Annotated in this window: 13 protein-coding genes; 3 read left to right on the top strand and 10 right to left on the bottom strand. The window is 70.6% G+C overall.

The window, feature by feature from the left end; genetic code table 11:
* Positions 1-14 precede the first annotated feature (14 nt).
* Complete coding sequence (locus tag ACFYUV_RS44020; protein ID WP_387680222.1) at positions 15-1,190, top strand: sensor histidine kinase; 1,176 nt, start codon at positions 15-17, stop codon at positions 1,188-1,190.
* Positions 1,187-1,870, top strand: coding sequence for a response regulator transcription factor (locus ACFYUV_RS44015; RefSeq protein WP_358298999.1), 684 nt, complete (start codon positions 1,187-1,189; stop codon positions 1,868-1,870). The genes ACFYUV_RS44020 and ACFYUV_RS44015 overlap by 4 nt, the downstream gene beginning before the upstream one ends.
* Positions 1,871-1,960: 90 nt before the next feature.
* Here ACFYUV_RS44015 and ACFYUV_RS44010 read toward each other — a convergent pair whose 3' ends face one another.
* The 8 genes from ACFYUV_RS44010 to metH all read right to left on the bottom strand — a co-directional run bounded on the left by ACFYUV_RS44010 (position 1,961) and on the right by metH (position 12,901).
* Positions 1,961-2,992 (bottom strand): dipeptide ABC transporter ATP-binding protein, encoded by a 1,032-nt coding sequence (locus ACFYUV_RS44010; RefSeq protein ID WP_352326884.1) that lies wholly within the window; start codon positions 2,990-2,992, stop codon positions 1,961-1,963.
* Positions 2,989-4,017, bottom strand: coding sequence for an ABC transporter ATP-binding protein (locus ACFYUV_RS44005; RefSeq protein WP_358298997.1), 1,029 nt, complete (start codon positions 4,015-4,017; stop codon positions 2,989-2,991). The genes ACFYUV_RS44010 and ACFYUV_RS44005 overlap by 4 nt, the downstream gene beginning before the upstream one ends.
* A complete protein-coding gene (locus tag ACFYUV_RS44000) occupies positions 4,014-5,027 on the bottom strand; it encodes an ABC transporter permease (protein WP_352364030.1) in 1,014 nt (337 codons plus the stop codon). Before ACFYUV_RS44000 ends, ACFYUV_RS44005 begins: the two co-directional genes overlap by 4 nt.
* A 93-nt stretch (positions 5,028-5,120) precedes the next feature.
* Positions 5,121-6,887, bottom strand: a complete 1,767-nt coding sequence (locus ACFYUV_RS43995; RefSeq protein ID WP_387680217.1) for an ABC transporter substrate-binding protein — start codon at positions 6,885-6,887, stop codon at positions 5,121-5,123.
* 63 nt (positions 6,888-6,950) lie between these two features.
* Positions 6,951-7,949 carry an ABC transporter permease gene (locus ACFYUV_RS43990; protein ID WP_387680214.1) on the bottom strand — a complete coding sequence of 333 codons (999 nt, stop codon included), beginning with the start codon at positions 7,947-7,949 and terminating at the stop codon, positions 6,951-6,953.
* A gap of 274 nt (positions 7,950-8,223) precedes the next feature.
* Complete coding sequence (locus ACFYUV_RS43985) at positions 8,224-8,688, bottom strand: cellulose synthase (RefSeq protein WP_387680211.1); 465 nt, start codon at positions 8,686-8,688, stop codon at positions 8,224-8,226.
* 85 nt (positions 8,689-8,773) lie between these two features.
* The gene (locus ACFYUV_RS43980) at positions 8,774-9,415 is read right to left on the bottom strand and encodes an HAD family phosphatase (RefSeq protein WP_364338290.1); all 642 of its coding nucleotides are present in this window, start codon (positions 9,413-9,415) and stop codon (positions 8,774-8,776) included.
* A gap of 21 nt (positions 9,416-9,436) precedes the next feature.
* Positions 9,437-12,901: a methionine synthase gene (gene metH / locus ACFYUV_RS43975; protein ID WP_387680208.1), complete on the bottom strand. Its 3,465-nt coding sequence runs from the start codon at positions 12,899-12,901 to the stop codon at positions 9,437-9,439.
* 307 nt (positions 12,902-13,208) lie between these two features.
* Here metH and ACFYUV_RS43970 point away from each other — a divergent pair, with 307 nt between their 5' ends.
* Positions 13,209-14,063 carry a PAC2 family protein gene (locus ACFYUV_RS43970; RefSeq protein ID WP_352325653.1) on the top strand — a complete coding sequence of 285 codons (855 nt, stop codon included), beginning with the start codon at positions 13,209-13,211 and terminating at the stop codon, positions 14,061-14,063.
* A 624-nt stretch (positions 14,064-14,687) separates the two neighbouring features.
* On the opposite strand, the gene ACFYUV_RS43965 is transcribed toward ACFYUV_RS43970, so the two are convergent.
* Positions 14,688-15,761 (bottom strand): sirohydrochlorin chelatase, encoded by a 1,074-nt coding sequence (locus ACFYUV_RS43965; protein WP_387680206.1) that lies wholly within the window; start codon positions 15,759-15,761, stop codon positions 14,688-14,690.
* Complete coding sequence (locus tag ACFYUV_RS43960; RefSeq protein ID WP_387680204.1) at positions 15,758-16,915, bottom strand: uroporphyrinogen-III synthase; 1,158 nt, start codon at positions 16,913-16,915, stop codon at positions 15,758-15,760. Before ACFYUV_RS43960 ends, ACFYUV_RS43965 begins: the two co-directional genes overlap by 4 nt.
* Between the last annotated feature and the right edge of the window lie 167 nt (positions 16,916-17,082).

Raw genomic sequence — 17,082 nt, 5'->3', positions numbered from 1 at the left:
CCTACAGTGAAGCGGTGCGGATCGACCGACCCCTGTTCCACGACACGGTGCTGGCCGTGGTGGTGGCCGCGGCCTCGGTGACGCTCTTCCTCCTCTACGGGCCCGAGCGCCTGGAGCCGGCGGAGCTGACGACGGTGAGCATGCGCGCGCCCGACGGGCTCGGGGCGGCGCTGCTGGTGCTGGCCGCCGCGCCCATCGCGGTGCGCAGGCGCTGGCCGCTGGCGGCGCTGTGCGCCGGCCTGATCCCCGAGACGGCGCTGACCGCGCTGGGTTACGGCACCGGCGCGTCGGGGGTGTCCAGCCTGGTGCTGGTGTACTCGGTGGCCTCCAACCGGGGGCTGGCGGTGGCGCTGGGCGGGCTGCTGGTCTCGCTGCTGACGTACGCGGTGGGGGCTGTCGCCGGGCCGGTCACGCCGCCGGGCGCGAGCGGGCACGTGGTGGCGGTGCTGGTGCTGCTGGCGGTCTGGGGGGCCGGCAGGAGCCTGCGGCTGCGGCGGGCGTACCTGGAGGAGCTGCGCGACCGGGCGGCCCGGCTGGAGCGGGCCCACGCGGCCGACACGCGGGCCGCGCGCGCCGAGGAGCGCTCGCGCATCGCCCGTGAGCTGCACGACGTGGTGGCCCACCACGTGAGCGTGATGACAGTGCAGGCCGCCGCGGCGCGGCGGGTGCTGGCCGCCGATCCCGACCTGGCGCGGGAGGCGCTGTCGGCGATCGAGAACACCGGGCGGCTGGCCATGTCCGAGATGCGCAACATCGTGGGCGTGCTGCGTACCGACGCGCGGGCCGAGCTGGGGCCGCAGCCGGGCGTGGGCGACCTGCCGGGGCTGGTGGAGCAGATGCGCGAGGCGGGGCTGCCCACGCGGCTGCGCGTGGAGGGCGAGCCGCGGCCGCTGCCCGCGGGGGTCGACCTGGCCGCCTACCGGCTGGTCCAGGAGGGGCTGACGAACAGCCTGCGGCACGCCGGGGCCGGGGCCGAGGCGGTGGTCACCGTCTCGCACGCCCCCTCGGGCCTTGACGTACGCGTCGAGGACGACGGCAGGGGCACCGCGCCTGCGGCCGACCGGACGGGCCACGGCCTGGTCGGCATTCGCGAGCGGGTCGCACTCTATGGTGGAATTCTGAACATCGGTCCGCGACCGGGGGGCGGTTTCGAGGTGCGGGCGAGGTTCCCGTTGAAGGACGGCCAATGACGATCAGAGTGCTGCTGGTGGACGACCAGCCGCTGCTGCGCACGGGATTTCGCCTGATCTTGGAGGCCGAGTCCGACATCACGGTGGTCGGCCAGGCCGGCGACGGCAAGGACGCGATGGAGCAGACCAGGGCGTTGCTGCCCGACGTGGTGCTCATGGACATCCGCATGCCGGGCGTCGACGGCATCGAGGCGACCCGCCGGATCGTGCGGGAGGCCGCGCCCACGGCGCACGTGCCGAAGGTGCTGGTGCTGACCACGTTCGACCTCGACGAGTACATCGTGGAGGCGCTGCGGTCGGGGGCGTCGGGCTTCCTGCTGAAGGACGTGCCGCCCGACGAGCTGGTGCAGGCGATCCGGGTGGTGGCGGCGGGCGACGCGATCGTGGCGCCGAGCGTGACCAGGCGGCTGCTCGACCGGTTCTCCAAGCGGCTGCCCTCGGCCTACGAGCAGGCCACGCCGGCCCGCCTCGACCGGCTGACCGAGCGCGAGCTGGAGGTGCTGCGGCTGATCGCCAAGGGCATGTCCAACGCGGAGATCGCGGCCAAGCTCGTGGTGAGCGAGACGACGGTCAAGACGCACGTGGGCAACGTGCTGACCAAGCTGGGGCTGCGCGACCGGGTGCAGGCCGTGGTGCTGGCGTACGAGACCGGGCTGATCACGCCCGGCGCGACGTCCTGAGGCCGCCGCCCCGGCAGGAGGGCGGCGGCCGCAAGGTCAGGCCCCGATCGGGGCCGGTCGAAGCCGGTTCAGGCCCGGCTCAGGCCCGGTTCAGGCCTGAGTCGCCGCGGCGGTCGCGGCGGCGGGCGCGTTCTCCGGGAAGTGGCAGGCCACGCGGTGGCCGCCGGCCAGCTCCTCCAGGGGCGGCTCGACCGTCTTGCAGATCTCCTGCGCCTTCCAGCAGCGGGTGTGGAAGCGGCAGGCGGGCGGCGGGTTGAGCGGGCTCGGCACGTCGCCGGTGAGCCTGATGCGCTCGCGTTCCTTGCGCGCCTTGGGGTCGGGCACGGGCACGGCCGACAGCAGGGCGTTGGTGTAGGGGTGCATCGGCGAGCTGTAGAGGCTCTTGCGGTCGGCGATCTCGACGATCTTGCCCAGGTACATGACCGCGACCCGGTCGCTGATGTGGCGCACCACCGACAGGTCGTGGGCGATCACGACGTAGGTCAGGTCGAGCTCGTTCTGCAGGTCCTCCAGCAGGTTGACGACCTGGGCCTGGATGGACACGTCGAGCGCGGAGACCGGCTCGTCTGCGATGATGAGCTTGGGCTTGAGCGCGAGCGTGCGGGCGATGCCGATGCGCTGCCGCTGACCGCCGGAGAACTCGTGCGGGTAGCGGTTGTAGTGCTCGGGGTTGAGCCCGACCAGGGCGAGGATGTCCTGGACCGCCTTCTTGACGCCGTTCTCGGTCTGCACGCCCTGGATGCGGAAGGGCGCGCCGACGATGGTGCCGACGGTGTGGCGGGGGTTCAGCGACGAGAACGGGTCCTGGAAGATCATCTGCATGTCGCGGCGGAGCGGCCTGAGCCTGCCCTGCCCCATGTGCGTGATGTCCTGGCCCTCGAAGACGACCTTGCCGCCGGTCGGCTCAAGGAGCCTGGTGACCAGGCGGCCGGTGGTGGACTTGCCGCAGCCGGACTCCCCCACCAGGCCGAGCGTCTCGCCCTTGTAGACGTCGAAGCTGACCCCGTCGACCGCCTTGACGGCGCCGACCTGCCGCTTGAGCAGGCCCTTCGTCACCGGGAAGTGCTTCTCCAGCCCCTGGACGGAAAGAAGCGGCTCGTTCGCGGTCACCGTCTCGCTCACTGGCTCTCCAGCACTGGCTTGATCTCGTTCTCCCACAGCTCCCGCCGCTCCGTCCTGCTCATGTGGCAGCGCACCAGGTGGCCGCCCTCGGTCTCGATCAGGCCGGGCACCTCGCTGCTGGACTTGCCCCCGGTGCGCTCGGCGTAGGGGCAGCGGGGGTGGAAGGCGCAGCCCGAAGGCACGTTGATCAGGGACGGCGGGGAGCCCTTGATCGGCAGCAGCCGTTCGGTGGGCTCCCGGTCGAGGCGGGGCATCGATCCCAGTAGACCCCATGTGTAGGGGTGCTCGGGACGGTAGAAGATGTCGTCGGCGGTGCCGTACTCGATGCACTTGCCGCCGTACATGACCAGGATGTCGTCGGACAGCTCGGCCACCACGCCCAGGTCGTGGGTGATGATGATCAGCGCGGAGTTGAACTCGCGCTGCAGGTCGACCATGAGGTCGAGGATCTGGGCCTGCACGGTCACGTCGAGCGCGGTGGTCGGCTCGTCGGCGATGAGCAGTTCGGGGTCGCACGACAGCGCCATGGCGATCATCGCGCGCTGGCGCATGCCGCCGGAGAACTCGTGCGGGTAGGAGTCGACGCGGCGCTGCGGCTCGGGGATGCCCACGCGGCCCAGCATGTCCACGGCGTGCTTCTTGGCGACGGCCTTGGTGACCTTGTGGTGGATCCGGTACGCCTCGACGATCTGGTCGCCGACCGTGTAGAAGGGGTGCATCGCGGACAGCGGATCCTGGAAGATCATCGCCATCTTCTTGCCGCGCAGCCCGCGCACGTGCTCCTGCGAGGCGCCCACGAGCTCCTCGCCGTCGAGCCAGATCTCGCCCGAGACGTTGGCGCCCTTGCCCTTGTGCAGGCCGAGGATGCCGAGGCTGGTCACCGACTTGCCCGAGCCGGACTCGCCGACGATGCCGAGGGTCTTGCCGCGTTCGAGGCTGAAGGTCAGCCCGTCGACGGAGCGGACCAGGCCGTCGTCGGTCGGGAAGTGGATCTTCAGGTCCTTGACGTCGAGGAAGGGACTCACGCCAGCCTCACTCTCGGGTCAACGACCGCGTAGAGCAGGTCGACGATCAGGTTGGCCAGGATGATGAAGGCCGCCGCGACGATCGTGACGCCCATCACCTGGGGAAGGTCGTTGTTGCTGATGGCGTCGACGGCGTACTTGCCGATGCCGGGCAGCGAGAAGGTGCTCTCGGTCAGGACGGCGCCGCCGAGCAGCAGCCCCAGGTCGAGGCCGAACATGGTGACCACGGGGGTGAGCGTGGCCCGCAGCCCGTGTTTGAGCACCACCTTCCGCTCGGGCAGGCCCTTGGCCCTGGCCGTGCGGATGTAGTCCTCCGACATGGTCTCCAGCATGCCCGCGCGGGTGAGGCGGGCGTAGCCGGCGGCGTACAGGAAGGCGAGCGTCACCCAGGGCAGCATGAGGTTGTTGGCCCAGGTGAGCGGGTCTTCGCTGATCGGCACCCAGTCGGCCACGTCGCCGACCAGGCCGAGCTGGTCGCGGAAGATGGCCAGGGAGACGATGCCGGTGAAGAAGATCGGCAGCGAGACGCCGGCCAGGGCGATGCCCATGGACAGGCGGTCGAAGAAGCTGCCGCGGCGCAGCGCCGACAGCACGCCGGTGGCCACGCCGAAGATGACCCACACCACGGCCGCGCCGAGCGCCAGCGACAAGGTGATCGGCAGGCGGTTGAGCAGGTCGGGCAGGACCGGGTTCTGGCTGACGTAGCTGTAGCCGAAGCAGGGCGCCGGGCAGTGCTCGATGCCGGGGCCGTAGTTGCGGTCGACGCCGACGAAGATGCCCTGCACGAAACGCCCGTACTGGACCAGGATCGGGTCGTAGAAGCCGAGGCGCACAGCCGTGTCGTGGATCACCTCGGCGTTGGCCGCCTTGCCCACGTACCGGGAGGCCAGGTCGTCAGCGGACATCCCAGCGAGCCGAGGCACGAGGAAGAAGATGGCGAACGTCGCGATGCTCACCACGAAGAGCAGCATGACGGCCGCTATCAACCGTCTGAGAATGTATGTGAACACTGATCTCGGCCATGGCGGCCGGGCCTTGTGAGCCCGGCCGCCGAAGCCTTCACCTGCTTTCGGTACGGGACGTTCCGGCAGTTGGCGCCGTTGTTACTGGGTGCTCAGCGTGAGGAACTCGTACATGCCCCAGTTCTGGGAGACGAAGACGTTCTTCAGCTGCGGCGGACGGTAGAACAGGCCGTGCGCCCAGACGTAGGGAAGGATGTAGGCCGACTCCATGACCTGCTTGTCGACAGCGGCCCAGATGCTGTTGCGCTTGGTCGCGTCGGTCTCGCCCGCGGCCTGGTCGATCAGCTCGTCGATCTTGGGGTCCTTCACGCCGAGGTTGGTGTTACCGGCGGGACGGATGACCCGGCTGTCGACGATCTGCTGGAAGAAGCCGAAGCCCTCGGGGTAGTCGGCGCCCCAGCCGTAGACCATGAGGCCCAGGTTGTTCTTCTTGGCGAAGTCGGGCTTGCCGGCGTACAGCTTGAAGTAGTCACCCTGCGGGAAGCCCTTGAGCTCCAGCTTGATGCCCACGCGGCCGAGCGACTGCTGCAGCGACTCGGCGGTCTGCTTCTCGGCCGAGCGCTCGTTGCGGAAGGAGATGGTGGTGCTGAAGCCGTTGGGCTGGCCGCAGGCCGCCAGTTCTTCCTTGGCCTTGGCGATGTCACCGGTCGGGTTGGCCTCGACGCCGTAGGGGTCGATCTTCTCGTAACCGGTCATCTTGGCCGGCATGAGGCTGAGGGCCACGTCGCCACCGGCGTCCGGGCCGCCGTAGGCGCCCTGGATGGCCGAGCGGTCGGTCGCGTACAGCACGGCCTTGCGGCAGTGGATGTTGTCGAACGGCGGCACGTCACCGTTGATGTTGGTGAACCAGGTGCGGTCGATCGGGGCCGAGTCGGCGTACTGCTTGACCTTCTCGTCGGTCAGGACCGTCTTGCGGGCGTTGGCCGCCACGCCGGTGCTGTTGACCTTGACGTCGATCTTGCCGGAGAGCAGGCGCTGGTCGAGGTCGTCCTCGTTCTGGCCCAGCAGCACCTCGATCGAGTCGTTGAGCTGCTTGCGGTTGGGGTCGGTCGCCGCGTCCCAGTTCGGGTTCTTGACGAGCTCGATGCGCTTGGTGAGCTCGTGCGCCTTGAACATGTACGGGCCGGTCGCGACCGGGTGCTCCTTGTACTTCGAGCCGGTGTCCTTGGCCTCGGGCACGGGGGCCGTCTGCGGGAGCATGGCGAAGTAGTCGAAACCGCCGTACGCCTTCTTCAGGTGGAAGACGATGGTCTGGTCGTCGGGGGTCTCGATCGCCTTGAAGTCGTCGAGCTTGCCCTTCATCTTGTACGGGCCGGTGTAGCTGCCGACGTCGAGCCAGTCGTTGAAGTACGTCGGGCCGCTGGGCAGGATGTCCTTGTCCAGCGAGCGCGCCACGCCGTACTTGACGTCCTTCGAGGTGACCGGGGTGCCGTCCTCGAACTTGACGCCCTTGCGCAGCTTGTACGTCCACGTCTTGCCGCCGTCGCTCGGCGTGCCCAGGCCCTCGGCCAGGTCGCCGACGAGCTGCAGGCCCTCCTCACCGGGGACCGGCTTGAACATGGTGAGCGCGCGCGTGTAGAGGCGGGCGAAGTTCCAGGCGTAGCCGTAGTACATGTCGCCCGGGTCCACCGAGTCGAAGTCGCCGGGCATGCCCATGTGCAGGGTGCCGCCGACCTTGTCCGACGGGTTGATGACCGCCGTCACGCCCGCGTTGTACTTGCTGGACGGCTTGTCGTCGCTGCCCGAGCCGCTGGTGTTCTTGCTGCCACCGCCGCCGCCGCACGCGGAGACGACCACGGCGAGAGCGGCGGTCACCGCGATCGCCGACGCCTTAGATCTCATCTTCATCGACCTGACACACCCCTTGAATCTAGGAGTTGAGAGAACTTGCGGATAACTACTCACGAGGCCTTATCGGGCCTTGGGATCGAAGGCGTCCCTGAGGCCGTCACCGAGCAGGTTGAACGCCAGCACGGTGATGAAGATCGCGAGGCCGGGGAAGATCATGAAGTTGGGCGCCACGTCGTAGTTGTGGACCGCCTCAGCCAGCATGCCTCCCCACGTGGGGGTCGGCGGCCGCACGCCCACGCCGAGGAAGGAGAGTGCGGCCTCGAACAGGATGTTCGACGGGATCAGCAGCGTCGAGTACACGAGGATCGGCGCGAGCAGGTTGGGCAGGATCTCCTTGAACAGGATCGTGTGGCTGCGCGCGCCCAGGCTTCTGGAGGCGTCGACGAACTCCCGCTCGCGCAGGGAGAGCGTCTGGCCCCGGATGATGCGCCCGATGTAGGGCCAGTTGAAGAAGCCGATGATGAACACCAGCAGGCTGATCCTGAGGGTGTCGCCCGACATGCCGAACGCCTTGTCGGGGATGACGCCGGCCAGCGCCAGCGCGAACACCAGCAGCGGGAAGGCGAGGAAGATGTCCATGAGGCGGGAGATGATGGTGTCGATCCAGCCGCCGAAGAAGCCGGCGATCATCCCCAGCACGGTGCCGATCACCACGCACAGCAGCGTCGCGAAGAACGCGATCAGCAGCGAGATGCGGGCGCCGTACAGGATCCGGCTGAACAGGTCGCGGCCCGTGGTGGGCTCGACACCGAACAGGAAGTCCCAGCTCATGCCGCCGAAGGCGCCGATCGGAGCCTGGATCGCCGGGTCGATCTTCTCCCGGTGCCATTCGGCCGGGTCGTGACCGAACCACGACACCAGCAGCGGCGCGAAGATCGCCACGAGGATCAGCAGGACGATGACGATGCCGCCGATCATCGCGATGCGGTCGCGCTTGAGGCGCATCCAGGCGATCTGCCCGAGGGAACGCCCCCGGATGACTGAAGACTCCGCCCCCTCAAGAACGGTCTCCGGCCCGGCCTCGACGGCCGAGTCAGGAACATCGAGCGGTGCGGTCATGCCAGTGGCCCCCTGGATTCCAGACGACGTCGTCCGTGTCGGCGCGACCCGGTCAGGGTAGTGCGCCCGTGCAAGGCGAGTCCGCAGAGTCGCGGCCCCAGGAGGCAGAATCTATGGCCTGAGCTGGTATGACCAGTCCCTCAGCGCTCGATGTGGCTCAACTGTGATTGACGCGAAACTTATTCGTATCGATCTTGATGTGAATGTCTACGGCCCGTCCCGGTTGGGTCTCGGAACTGTGACAGTGCCGATCCACGACCGTTTCCGTCCGAAATCAGCTGATGCCGCGGCGCTTCAGAAGCGCTTCGATATCGGAGAAGTCATCGTCGTTCTTGGGGGTCTTCGGGGCCACCGACGGCTGTGCCTTGTTCGCTACGGGCTGAACCGGCGGCTTCCCTCCCGGCTCGGGAGCGGCCTTCTTCTTGCGTCCCACGGACAGCCTGCGGCCGCGCATCACCCCGGAGACCACGAACAGCACGGCGGCCAGGCCCGCCACGGCCACACCGGCCCACACCATCGGGTTCAGCACCAGCCCGGTGACGAACCCCACCGCGGTCGCCCCGATCGTCCACAGCGCGCTGAGCGCGCCGGTCAGGTAGGCCGCCACCGGCAGCAGGGACCAGGCCGCCAGCCTCATCCCCGCGGCCGCACCCCGGCGCCTGAAGGCCAGGAAGCTCAGCACCAGCCCTACCGCCGTCACCCCGGCGCACAGCGGCAACCAGGCGATCTGATTGAACATTAAGGCCGCCCCTCGTCTCGACTACGCCTTCCATCCTGGCACGCGAAACGCCGGGGGCCTCTCCTCCGCGAGGACCAGACGCCCCCTAGGGGATCAGCGCGCGCAGATCGGCGACGCCGACGCCGGCCAGCGAGGAGACCACCAGGCGGCCGGGGGCCGGCTCGACGGGCAGCAGGTTGGGGACGGCCACGACGGCGCAGCCGGCCGCCGTGGCGGCCGCCACGCCGTTGGGTGAGTCCTCCAGCACCACGCAGCGCACCGGCTCGACACCGAGCAGCCCGGCGGCCTTGAGGTAGGGCTCGGGGTCGGGCTTGGTCCGCTCGACGTCGGCGGCGGTGACGACGACGTCGAAGCGGTCTTCGCCGAAGCCCTTCAGCACGGCGTCGGCGATCTCCTTCATCGACGAGGTGACCAGGCCGACCGGCACCCCCTCGTCGCGCAGCGCCTCCAACAGCTCCGCGGCCCCCGGCATGACGGCGACGCCCTCGGCCAGGCGCTCGACCATGCCGGAGACCATCCACTCCTGCACCGTCGGCGCCGGCACGTCGGCCCCGGAGACGGCGAGCATGTAGTCGAGCGTGCGCTCCATGGACCCGCCGACCAGGTGGGCCTGGTGCTGGGGCGTCCACTCGGCGCCGAGCCTGGCCATCACCCTGGTCTCGATCTCCAGCCAGACCTTCTCGCTGTCGACGAGCAGGCCGTCCATGTCGAAGAAGACCGCTTCCACGTGCTTTCCCCCGATGACGAACTAGACGTTGAAGTACTTGGCCTCGGGGTGGTGCGCGACCAGCGCCGAGGTGGCCTGCTCGGGGTGGAGCTGGAACTCCTCCGACAGGCTGACGCCGATGCGCCCCGGGTCGAGCAGCTCGAACAGCTGCTGCTGGTCCTCCAGGTTGGGGCAGGCCGGGTAGCCGAAGGAGTAGCGGCAGCCCTGGATGTTGACCTTGAGCATGTCGTCGAGGGTCTCCTGGCCGCCGATGCCCCACTCCGCGCGCACCCGGGCGTGCCAGTACTCGGCCAGCGCCTCGGTGAGCTGCACCGACAGGCCGTGGAGCTCCAGGTAGTCGCGGTAGGCGTCCTTGGCGAACAGCTCGGCGGTGGCCTGGGAGATCTTGGCGCCCATGGTGGCCACCTGGAAGCCGACGACGTCGACCTCGCCGGAGTCCTTGCTCCGGAAGAAGTCGGCCAGGCACAGGTGCCGGTCGCGGCGCTGACGCGGGAAGGTGAAGCGGGTGCGCTCGTCGCCGTCGTCACCCAGGATGATCAGCGAGTCGCCGTCGCTGACGCACGGGAAGTAGCCGTAGACGACGGCCGCCTCCAGCAGGCCCTCGGTCTGCATGCGCTCCAGCCACATGCGCAGCCGGGGCCGGCCCTCGGTCTCGACCAGCTCCTCGTAGCCGGGCCCGTCGCCGCCCCTGGTGGGCTTGAGGCCCCACTGGCCCAGGAACAGCGCGCGCTCGTCGAGGAAGGCCGCGTACTCGTTCAGCGAGATGCCCTTGACCACGCGGTCGCCGTGGAAGGGCGGCGTGGGCACGGGGTTGTCGGCGGCCACGTCGGAGCGGGCGGGCAGCTCCTCCACCGGGGTGCGCTGGAGCACCGCGCCGGTCTTGACCCGCCGCTCGCGCAGCGGCGGCAGCGTGGCGCCCGCGACGCCGCGCTTGACGGCCATGAAGGAGTCCATCAGCCGCAGCCCCTCGAACGCGTCGCGGGCGTAGCGCACCTCGCCCTCGAACAGCTCGGCGAGGTCCTGCTCGACGTAGGCGCGGGTGAGCGCGGCGCCGCCGAGCAGCACCGGGTACTTCTCCGACAGGCCCCTGGAGTTCATCTCCTCCAGGTTCTCCTTCATGATGACCGTCGACTTCACCAGCAGCCCGGACATGCCGATCACGTCGGCCTTCTGCTCGTCGGCGGCCTCCAGGATGGCCGAGACCGGCTGCTTGATGCCGAGGTTGACCACCTGGTAGCCGTTGTTGGACAGGATGATGTCCACCAGGTTCTTGCCGATGTCGTGCACGTCGCCCTTGACCGTGGCCAGCACGATGCGGCCCTTGGTCTCGCCCTCGACGCGGTCCATGTGCGGCTCCAGGTAGGCCACGGCGGCCTTCATCACCTCGGCCGACTGCAGCACGAACGGCAGCTGCATCTGGCCGGAGCCGAACAGCTCGCCGACCGTCTTCATGCCGTCGAGCAGCACCTCGTTGATGATCTCCAGCGCGGGCCGCTGGGTGAGCGCGTCGTCGAGGTCGGCCTCCAGGCCCTTGCGCTCGCCGTCGATGATGCGCCGCTTGAGCCGCTCCCACAGCGGCAGCGCGGCCAGCTCCTCGGCCTTGCCGGCGCGCATGGCCGCGGCGTCGACGCCCTCGAACAGGTCCATGAAGCGCTGCAGCGGGTCGTAGCCCTCGCGGCGGCGGTCGTAGACCATGTCGAGCGCGACCTGGCGCTGCTCGTCGGGGATGCGGGCCATCGGCAGGATCTTGGAGGCGTGCACGATGGCGGAGTCGAGGCCGGCGTTGACGCACTCGTTGAGGAACACCGAGTTGAGCACCATGCGGGCGGCCGGGTTGAGGCCGAAGCTGATGTTGGACAGCCCCAGCGTGGTCTGCACGCCCGGGTAGCGGCGCTTGAGCTCGCGGATGGCCTCGATGGTCTCCAGGCCGTCGCGCCTGGTCTCCTCCTGGCCCGTCGCGATGGGGAAGGTCAGGCAGTCGACGATGATGTCCTCGACGCGCATGCCCCAGTTGCCGGTCAGGTCCTCGATGAGGCGGGAGGCCACGCGCACCTTCCAGTCGGCGGTGCGGGCCTGGCCCTCCTCGTCGATGGTCAGCGCGACGACCGCCGCGCCGTGCTCGCGCACCAGGCGCATGATCTTCTGGAAGCGGGAGTCGGGGCCGTCGCCGTCCTCGTAGTTGACGGAGTTGACGGCCGCCCGGCCGCCGAGCATCTCCAGGCCCGCCTGGAGCACGGCGGGCTCGGTGGAGTCGAGCATGATCGGCAGCGTGGAGGCGGTGGCGAAGCGGAAGGCCAGCTCCTTCATGTCGGCCACGCCGTCGCGGCCGACGTAGTCGACGCACAGGTCGAGCATGTGGGCGCCGTCGCGGGCCTGGTCGCGGGCGGTCTCCACGCAGTCGTCCCAGCGGCCTTCCAGCATCGCCTCGCGGAAGGCCTTGGAGCCGTTGGTGTTGCAGCGCTCGCCGATGGCCAGGTAGGAGGTGTCCTGGCGGAAGGGGACCGTCTGGTAGAGGGAGGAGGCGCCGGGTTCGGGGTGGGGGCGGCGCGCGACCGGCTCCTTGCCGCGCACCCGCTCGACCACCTGGCGCAGGTGCTCGGGGGTGGTGCCGCAGCAGCCGCCGACCAGCGACAGGCCGTAGTCGCGGGCGAAGGTCTCGTGCGCGTCGGCCAGCTCCTGCGCCGACAGCGGGTAGTACGCGCCGTCGGAGGTGAGCACCGGCAGGCCGGCGTTGGGCATGCAGGACAGCTTGAGGCGGGAGTGGCGGGCGAGGTAGCGCAGGTGCTCGCTCATCTCGGCCGGGCCGGTCGCGCAGTTGAGCCCGACGATGTCGACGCCGAGCGGCTCGATCGCGGTGAGCGCGGCGCCGATCTCCGAGCCGAGCAGCATCGCGCCGTTGGTCTCGATCGTCACCTGGGCGATGATCGGGACGTCCCGGCCGGCGGCCTCGACGGCCCGCTTGGCGCCGATGACGGCGGCCTTGACCTGGAGCAGGTCCTGGCAGGTCTCGATGATGAGCGCGTCGGCGCCGCCCGCGATCAGGCCGGCCGCGTTGTCGCGGTAGGCGTCGCGCAGGCTCCGGTAGGGCAGGTGGCCCAGCGTCGGCAGCTTGGTGCCGGGCCCCATCGAGCCGAGGACGAAGCGCGGCTGCTCGGGGGTGGACCAGTGGTCGGCGCGCTCGCGGGCGATGCGGGCGCCGGCCTCGGAGTACTCGAAGACGCGCTCGCCGATGTCGTACTCGCCGAGCGCGGCCAGGTTGGCGCCGAAGGTGTTGGTCTCGACGCAGTCGACGCCGACGGCGAAGTACGCGTCGTGCACGCCCTGGACGATGTCGGGACGGGTGACGTTGAGGACCTCGTTGCAGCCCTCGTGCCCCTCGAAGTCGTCGAGCGTCGGGTCCTGCGCCTGGAGCATCGTGCCCATAGCCCCGTCGGCCACGATCACGCGCTGGGACAACACTTCTCGGAAGGACGGGGAGATGCTCATGCCGTAGAGCTTATCGGCTGAGTCCCGACCGCTTATTCTTCCGCCTGTCAATTGACTCGGCGTCCAATACCGGTGGGGCCGTCCGGCTTTCATCGTGTCGTTCCGGCGGGTGGTCCGCCCCCTTTCGGGGTGATCCGCTAGGGGCGAACGAAAGGGAGGGGTGAGCGCCGTGGGACGGGGGATAGTCGCGTGGTGGGCTGGGCGAAAGGGGTGGGCCGGTGGCTCGGAGCGTTCGCGGGGAGATCGGTGACGCCGACGCCTGCTTACCGCATAGGCTTAGCGCGATGAGGGAGAGAGGAGGCGACACGTGATCGAGCTCGAAGGGCTCCCCGAGCTCGTCGACCCGGTGCTCATTGCCGCGTTCGAGGGGTGGAACGACGCGGGCGAGGCTTCCAGCGGTGTGATCGCCCATCTCGAGTCGTCCTGGAAGGCCGAGCCGCTGATCGCGCTCGACCCCGACGACTACTACGACTTCCAGGTCACCCGTCCCGTGGTGGAGATGGGCGACGGGCTGACCCGGTCCATCGTGTGGCCGACGACGCGGCTGTTCCACGCCCGTCCGCCGGGCAGCGAGCGCGACGTCGTGCTGCTGCGCGGCATCGAGCCCAACATGCGCTGGCGCTCGTTCTGCGCCGACATCATCCAGGTCTGCCGCGAGCTGGGCGTCGAGCTGGCGGTCATGCTGGGCGCGCTGCTCAACGACTCGCCGCACACCCGTCCGGTGCCGATCCTGGGCGGGGCCACCGACGAGGCGCTGGCCCGTTCGACCAACCTGGAGCTCAGCCGCTACGAGGGCCCCACCGGCATCGTCGGCGTGCTCCAGCACGCCTTCGGCGAGGCCGGGCTCGACGCGATCTCGCTGTGGGCCTCGGTCCCCCACTACGTCGCCCAGCCGCCCAACCCGAAGGCCACCCTCGCGCTGCTGCGCCGCATGGAGGACGTGCTGGAGATCCCGATGCCGCTCGGCGACCTCGACGAGGAGGCGCGCGCCTGGGAGCGCGGCGTCGACGAGCTGGCCTCGCAGGACAGCGAGGTGGCCGAATACGTCAAGGAGCTGGAGGAGCGCAAGGACGCGGCCGAGCTGCCGGAGGCGAGCGGCGACGCGATCGCCGCCGAGTTCGAGCGCTACCTGCGCCGCCGCGACCGCGACACCGACAGCTGACCCCGGCTCCGACCACCACACCCGCTGGCCGACTCCTGGGCTCATCCCAGCCCAGGCCGTTACACCCGACGACTGACTCCGGGGGCATCGCCTGCTCGGCCTGCCCCACTCCAACGGCTGACTCCGGGCCGTTTCGGCCCACGGCCCCCAGCCGGCCACTGACTCCGGGGCCCATCCCGTCGCACGCCGTCACACCTGACGGCCTGCCTCCGGAACAGTCTCACGGCACGATCCTTCACCTCCGGCCGCTGGCCCGGGGCATCCCGTCTCAGGCCCTCACACCTGACGGACTGCTCCCGGAGCAGGCCCGCGGCGCGGTCCTCCACCCCCGGCGGCCGACTCTGCGAGCAGCCCTCGGGGGTCAGGGCGGGGCGGTGAGGTCGTGTGGCTTTATCCCAGGCCGCGTTGGGGAGGTCGCGTTTCGCGTCCCCGAGGCCAGGGTTGTGAGGTCGCGCGTGTGCATCCCCGAGGCCGGGAGGTGAGGGATCGCTGGGGTACATGCCAGGCCCGGGGGCTGAGAGGGCGTTCGGCTACAGCTCGGGGAGCGGAAGCGAGGTCGGTCGCTGCATCTCTCCATGCATGTGGGGGCGCGTGGCCGGATTTCGGGGCATGTGAGGGCGGGGGTTACGTCCGGGCGGCGGGGGTCGGGTGCGGGTGTCGGTGTGTGAGGGACTGGTCGTAGCGGTGCCAGATCAGGGCGGTCACGGCGGGGTCCGGGGCGAGCGGGGCGGTGACCAGGTCGGCGCCCGAGGCGGTCAGCCGATCGTGGAAGAAGCCGGGGGCCAGCACGTACGAGGCCACCACCACCCGGCCACGGGACGTCCTGCGCGCCTGGTCCACCGCGTCCGGGAGCGACGGCGTCCCCGAGGCGGCGAAGGCAGCCGTGACCGGCCGTGACAGGCGTACCGAGAGCCGCCGGGCCGCGGTGCGCACGTCGGCGAGCCCGGCGGGGTCGGACGAGCCCGCCGCCCCCAGGATCACCGTGTCGTCGGCGCGCAGCTCCGCCTGGGCCAGCGCGCGGACGAGCGCCGAGGTCAGCAGGGCGTGCGGACCGAGCCGGCCGGCCACCAGCGCGTCCGGACGGCGGGCGGCGACCACCTCGGGCAGGTCGACGTGCACGTGGTAGCCCCCGGCCAGCAGCAACGGCACGACCACCACCGGCCCCGGCACGGCCGGCAGCACGTCGGCGAGCAGCGGCGCGCTGATCTCCAGAAAACTCGGCTCGACCCGACACCCCGGACGCGCCCTGCGGACCGAGCGGGCGAGTGCCGCCAAGGCCCGCTCCCCCGCCGCACTCCGCGTACCGTGCGCGGCCAGCACCAGCGTTGGCAGCGCCCCGTCCTCCAGCACGGACGCCCCCACTAGCGGGGAGGCACCCACCTGAACGGGCGCACCCACCAGACGGGACGCCCCCACCTGAGCGGGCGCACGCACGACATCGGACGCACTCACGGCGTCAGGCACAGGCGCGACGTAGGACCCGGGCACGAGGACCGGCCCACGCACGAGAGTGGGCCTCCCGTCCGACGTCGAGCCGGGGCTTGCGGGCTGGTCGGAGGTCATGGAGTGGCTGGGCTGGTCGAAGATCATGGGGTCGATGAGCTGCTCGGAGGTCAGGGGGTGGCTGGGCTGGTCGGAGGTCAGGGGATGGGTGGGCTGGTCGGAGGTCAGGGGGTGGGTGGGCCGGTTGGGGGTCATGGGGTGGGGTCGTGGGGGCAGGCCAGGCGGTAGCCGCGTTTGACGACCGTCTCGACGATGCCGGCCGGCCCCAGGGCGCGGCGCAGCCGGGTGACGGCCATCTCCACCGCGTGCTCGGCCGAGTCCCGGGCCGCGCTGCCCGGCAGTACCGTGCGCAGGTCGGCGCGGGAGACCACATGGCCCGGCTTGTCGGCCAGGCGTTTGAGCACCGCCATCGGCGCGGGCGGCAGCGGACGCAGGTCGCCGTCCACGACGACGGCGTGGCCGCGCACCTCCAGCCGGTGCCCGCCCGCGACCAGCCGGGTGACGCCGTGCTCAGGCAGGTGCCTGGCCAGCGCGCGGGCCAGGGCGCCGAGACGGGACCGGTCGGGCCGCAGGACGCGTACGCCGCGCGAGGTCAGCGGCTCGGCCGTCACGGGCCCCACGCAGGCGGCCACGACGGGCCCGCCGAACGCGGCCAGCAGCGCGTCCTCCAGCCCGTCGGAGCGGGCCGCGCCGAGCATGGCGTGGACGGCGGGCGCGCTGGTGAAGGCCACCGCGTCCACCGCGCCCGAGACGGCCTGGCTGATCAGGCGGCGCAGGGGCGAGCCGTCGCGGCAGGGCAGCCACCGGTAGACCGGGATCTCGATCACCTCGGCCCCGGCCGCGCGCAGGGCCGCCACGAAGGCGGTGAGCGGCTCGCCGTGCTGCTGGACCGCGATGCGCCGGCCGCGCAGGTCCTGGGCGAGCAGGTGCTCCTTGACCTCGTCGCAGGACTCGGTGACGGGCGTCCAGTGGTCGGTCAGTCCGGCGGCCCGTACGGCTCCCCTGGCCTTGGGGCCGCGGGTGAGCAGGCGGGCCCGGCCGAGGTGGTCGCCCAGGTCGGCGGACAGGCCCCAGCCCTCGGCGGCGGCCATCCAGCCGCGGAAGCCGACGCCGGTGGTGACGACCACGTCGTCCAGGGGGGCCTGGAGGGTGAGCCGGGTGGCGGCGAGCAGGTCGGCGTCCTCGGCCAGGGGCACCAGGCGGATGGCGGGCGCGCTGACGACGCGGGCGCCGCGCCGCGCCAGCAGCGCGGCGAACTCCTCCCGCCGCCGCGTGGCGGTCACCCCGATGGTGAACCCGGCCAGCGCGTCGGGCGCCGTCTCGGGAGACCCTTCGGAAAGGGCGGTCATGCCGGCACCTCCGGGCAGGTGGGGCCCGGCCGGGCCCCGAGCGCCCGGCCGGGCGTCACAGGCGCGGGCGACGCAAGTGAGATCACCCTCCGATCCTGCTTTCGGGTGGTTTCACCCTTGGGTCTCCGCTGTTACCGCTGTGCTACAAGGCCCGGCCATCAGGGTTG

It is taken from the genome of Nonomuraea sp. NPDC003560 (genome assembly GCF_042878785.1).
Classification (GTDB): Bacteria; Actinomycetota; Actinomycetes; order Streptosporangiales; family Streptosporangiaceae; genus Nonomuraea.
This window is presented reverse-complemented; position numbering and strand designations above follow the sequence as displayed.

Bases quoted from the DNA above. Each gene is read 5' to 3' on its own strand.
- ACFYUV_RS44015 (WP_358298999.1), top strand. From the start codon at position 1,187: ATGACGATCAGAGTGCTGCTGGTGGACGACCAGCCGCTGCTGCGCACG.
- ACFYUV_RS43995 (WP_387680217.1), bottom strand. From the start codon at position 6,887: ATGAAGATGAGATCTAAGGCGTCGGCGATCGCGGTGACCGCCGCTCTC.
- ACFYUV_RS43990 (WP_387680214.1), bottom strand. From the start codon at position 7,949: ATGACCGCACCGCTCGATGTTCCTGACTCGGCCGTCGAGGCCGGGCCG.
- ACFYUV_RS43985 (WP_387680211.1), bottom strand. From the start codon at position 8,688: ATGTTCAATCAGATCGCCTGGTTGCCGCTGTGCGCCGGGGTGACGGCG.
- metH (WP_387680208.1), bottom strand. From the start codon at position 12,901: ATGAGCATCTCCCCGTCCTTCCGAGAAGTGTTGTCCCAGCGCGTGATC.
- ACFYUV_RS43965 (WP_387680206.1), bottom strand. From the start codon at position 15,761: ATGACCCCCAACCGGCCCACCCACCCCCTGACCTCCGACCAGCCCACC.
- ACFYUV_RS43960 (WP_387680204.1), bottom strand. From the start codon at position 16,915: ATGACCGCCCTTTCCGAAGGGTCTCCCGAGACGGCGCCCGACGCGCTG.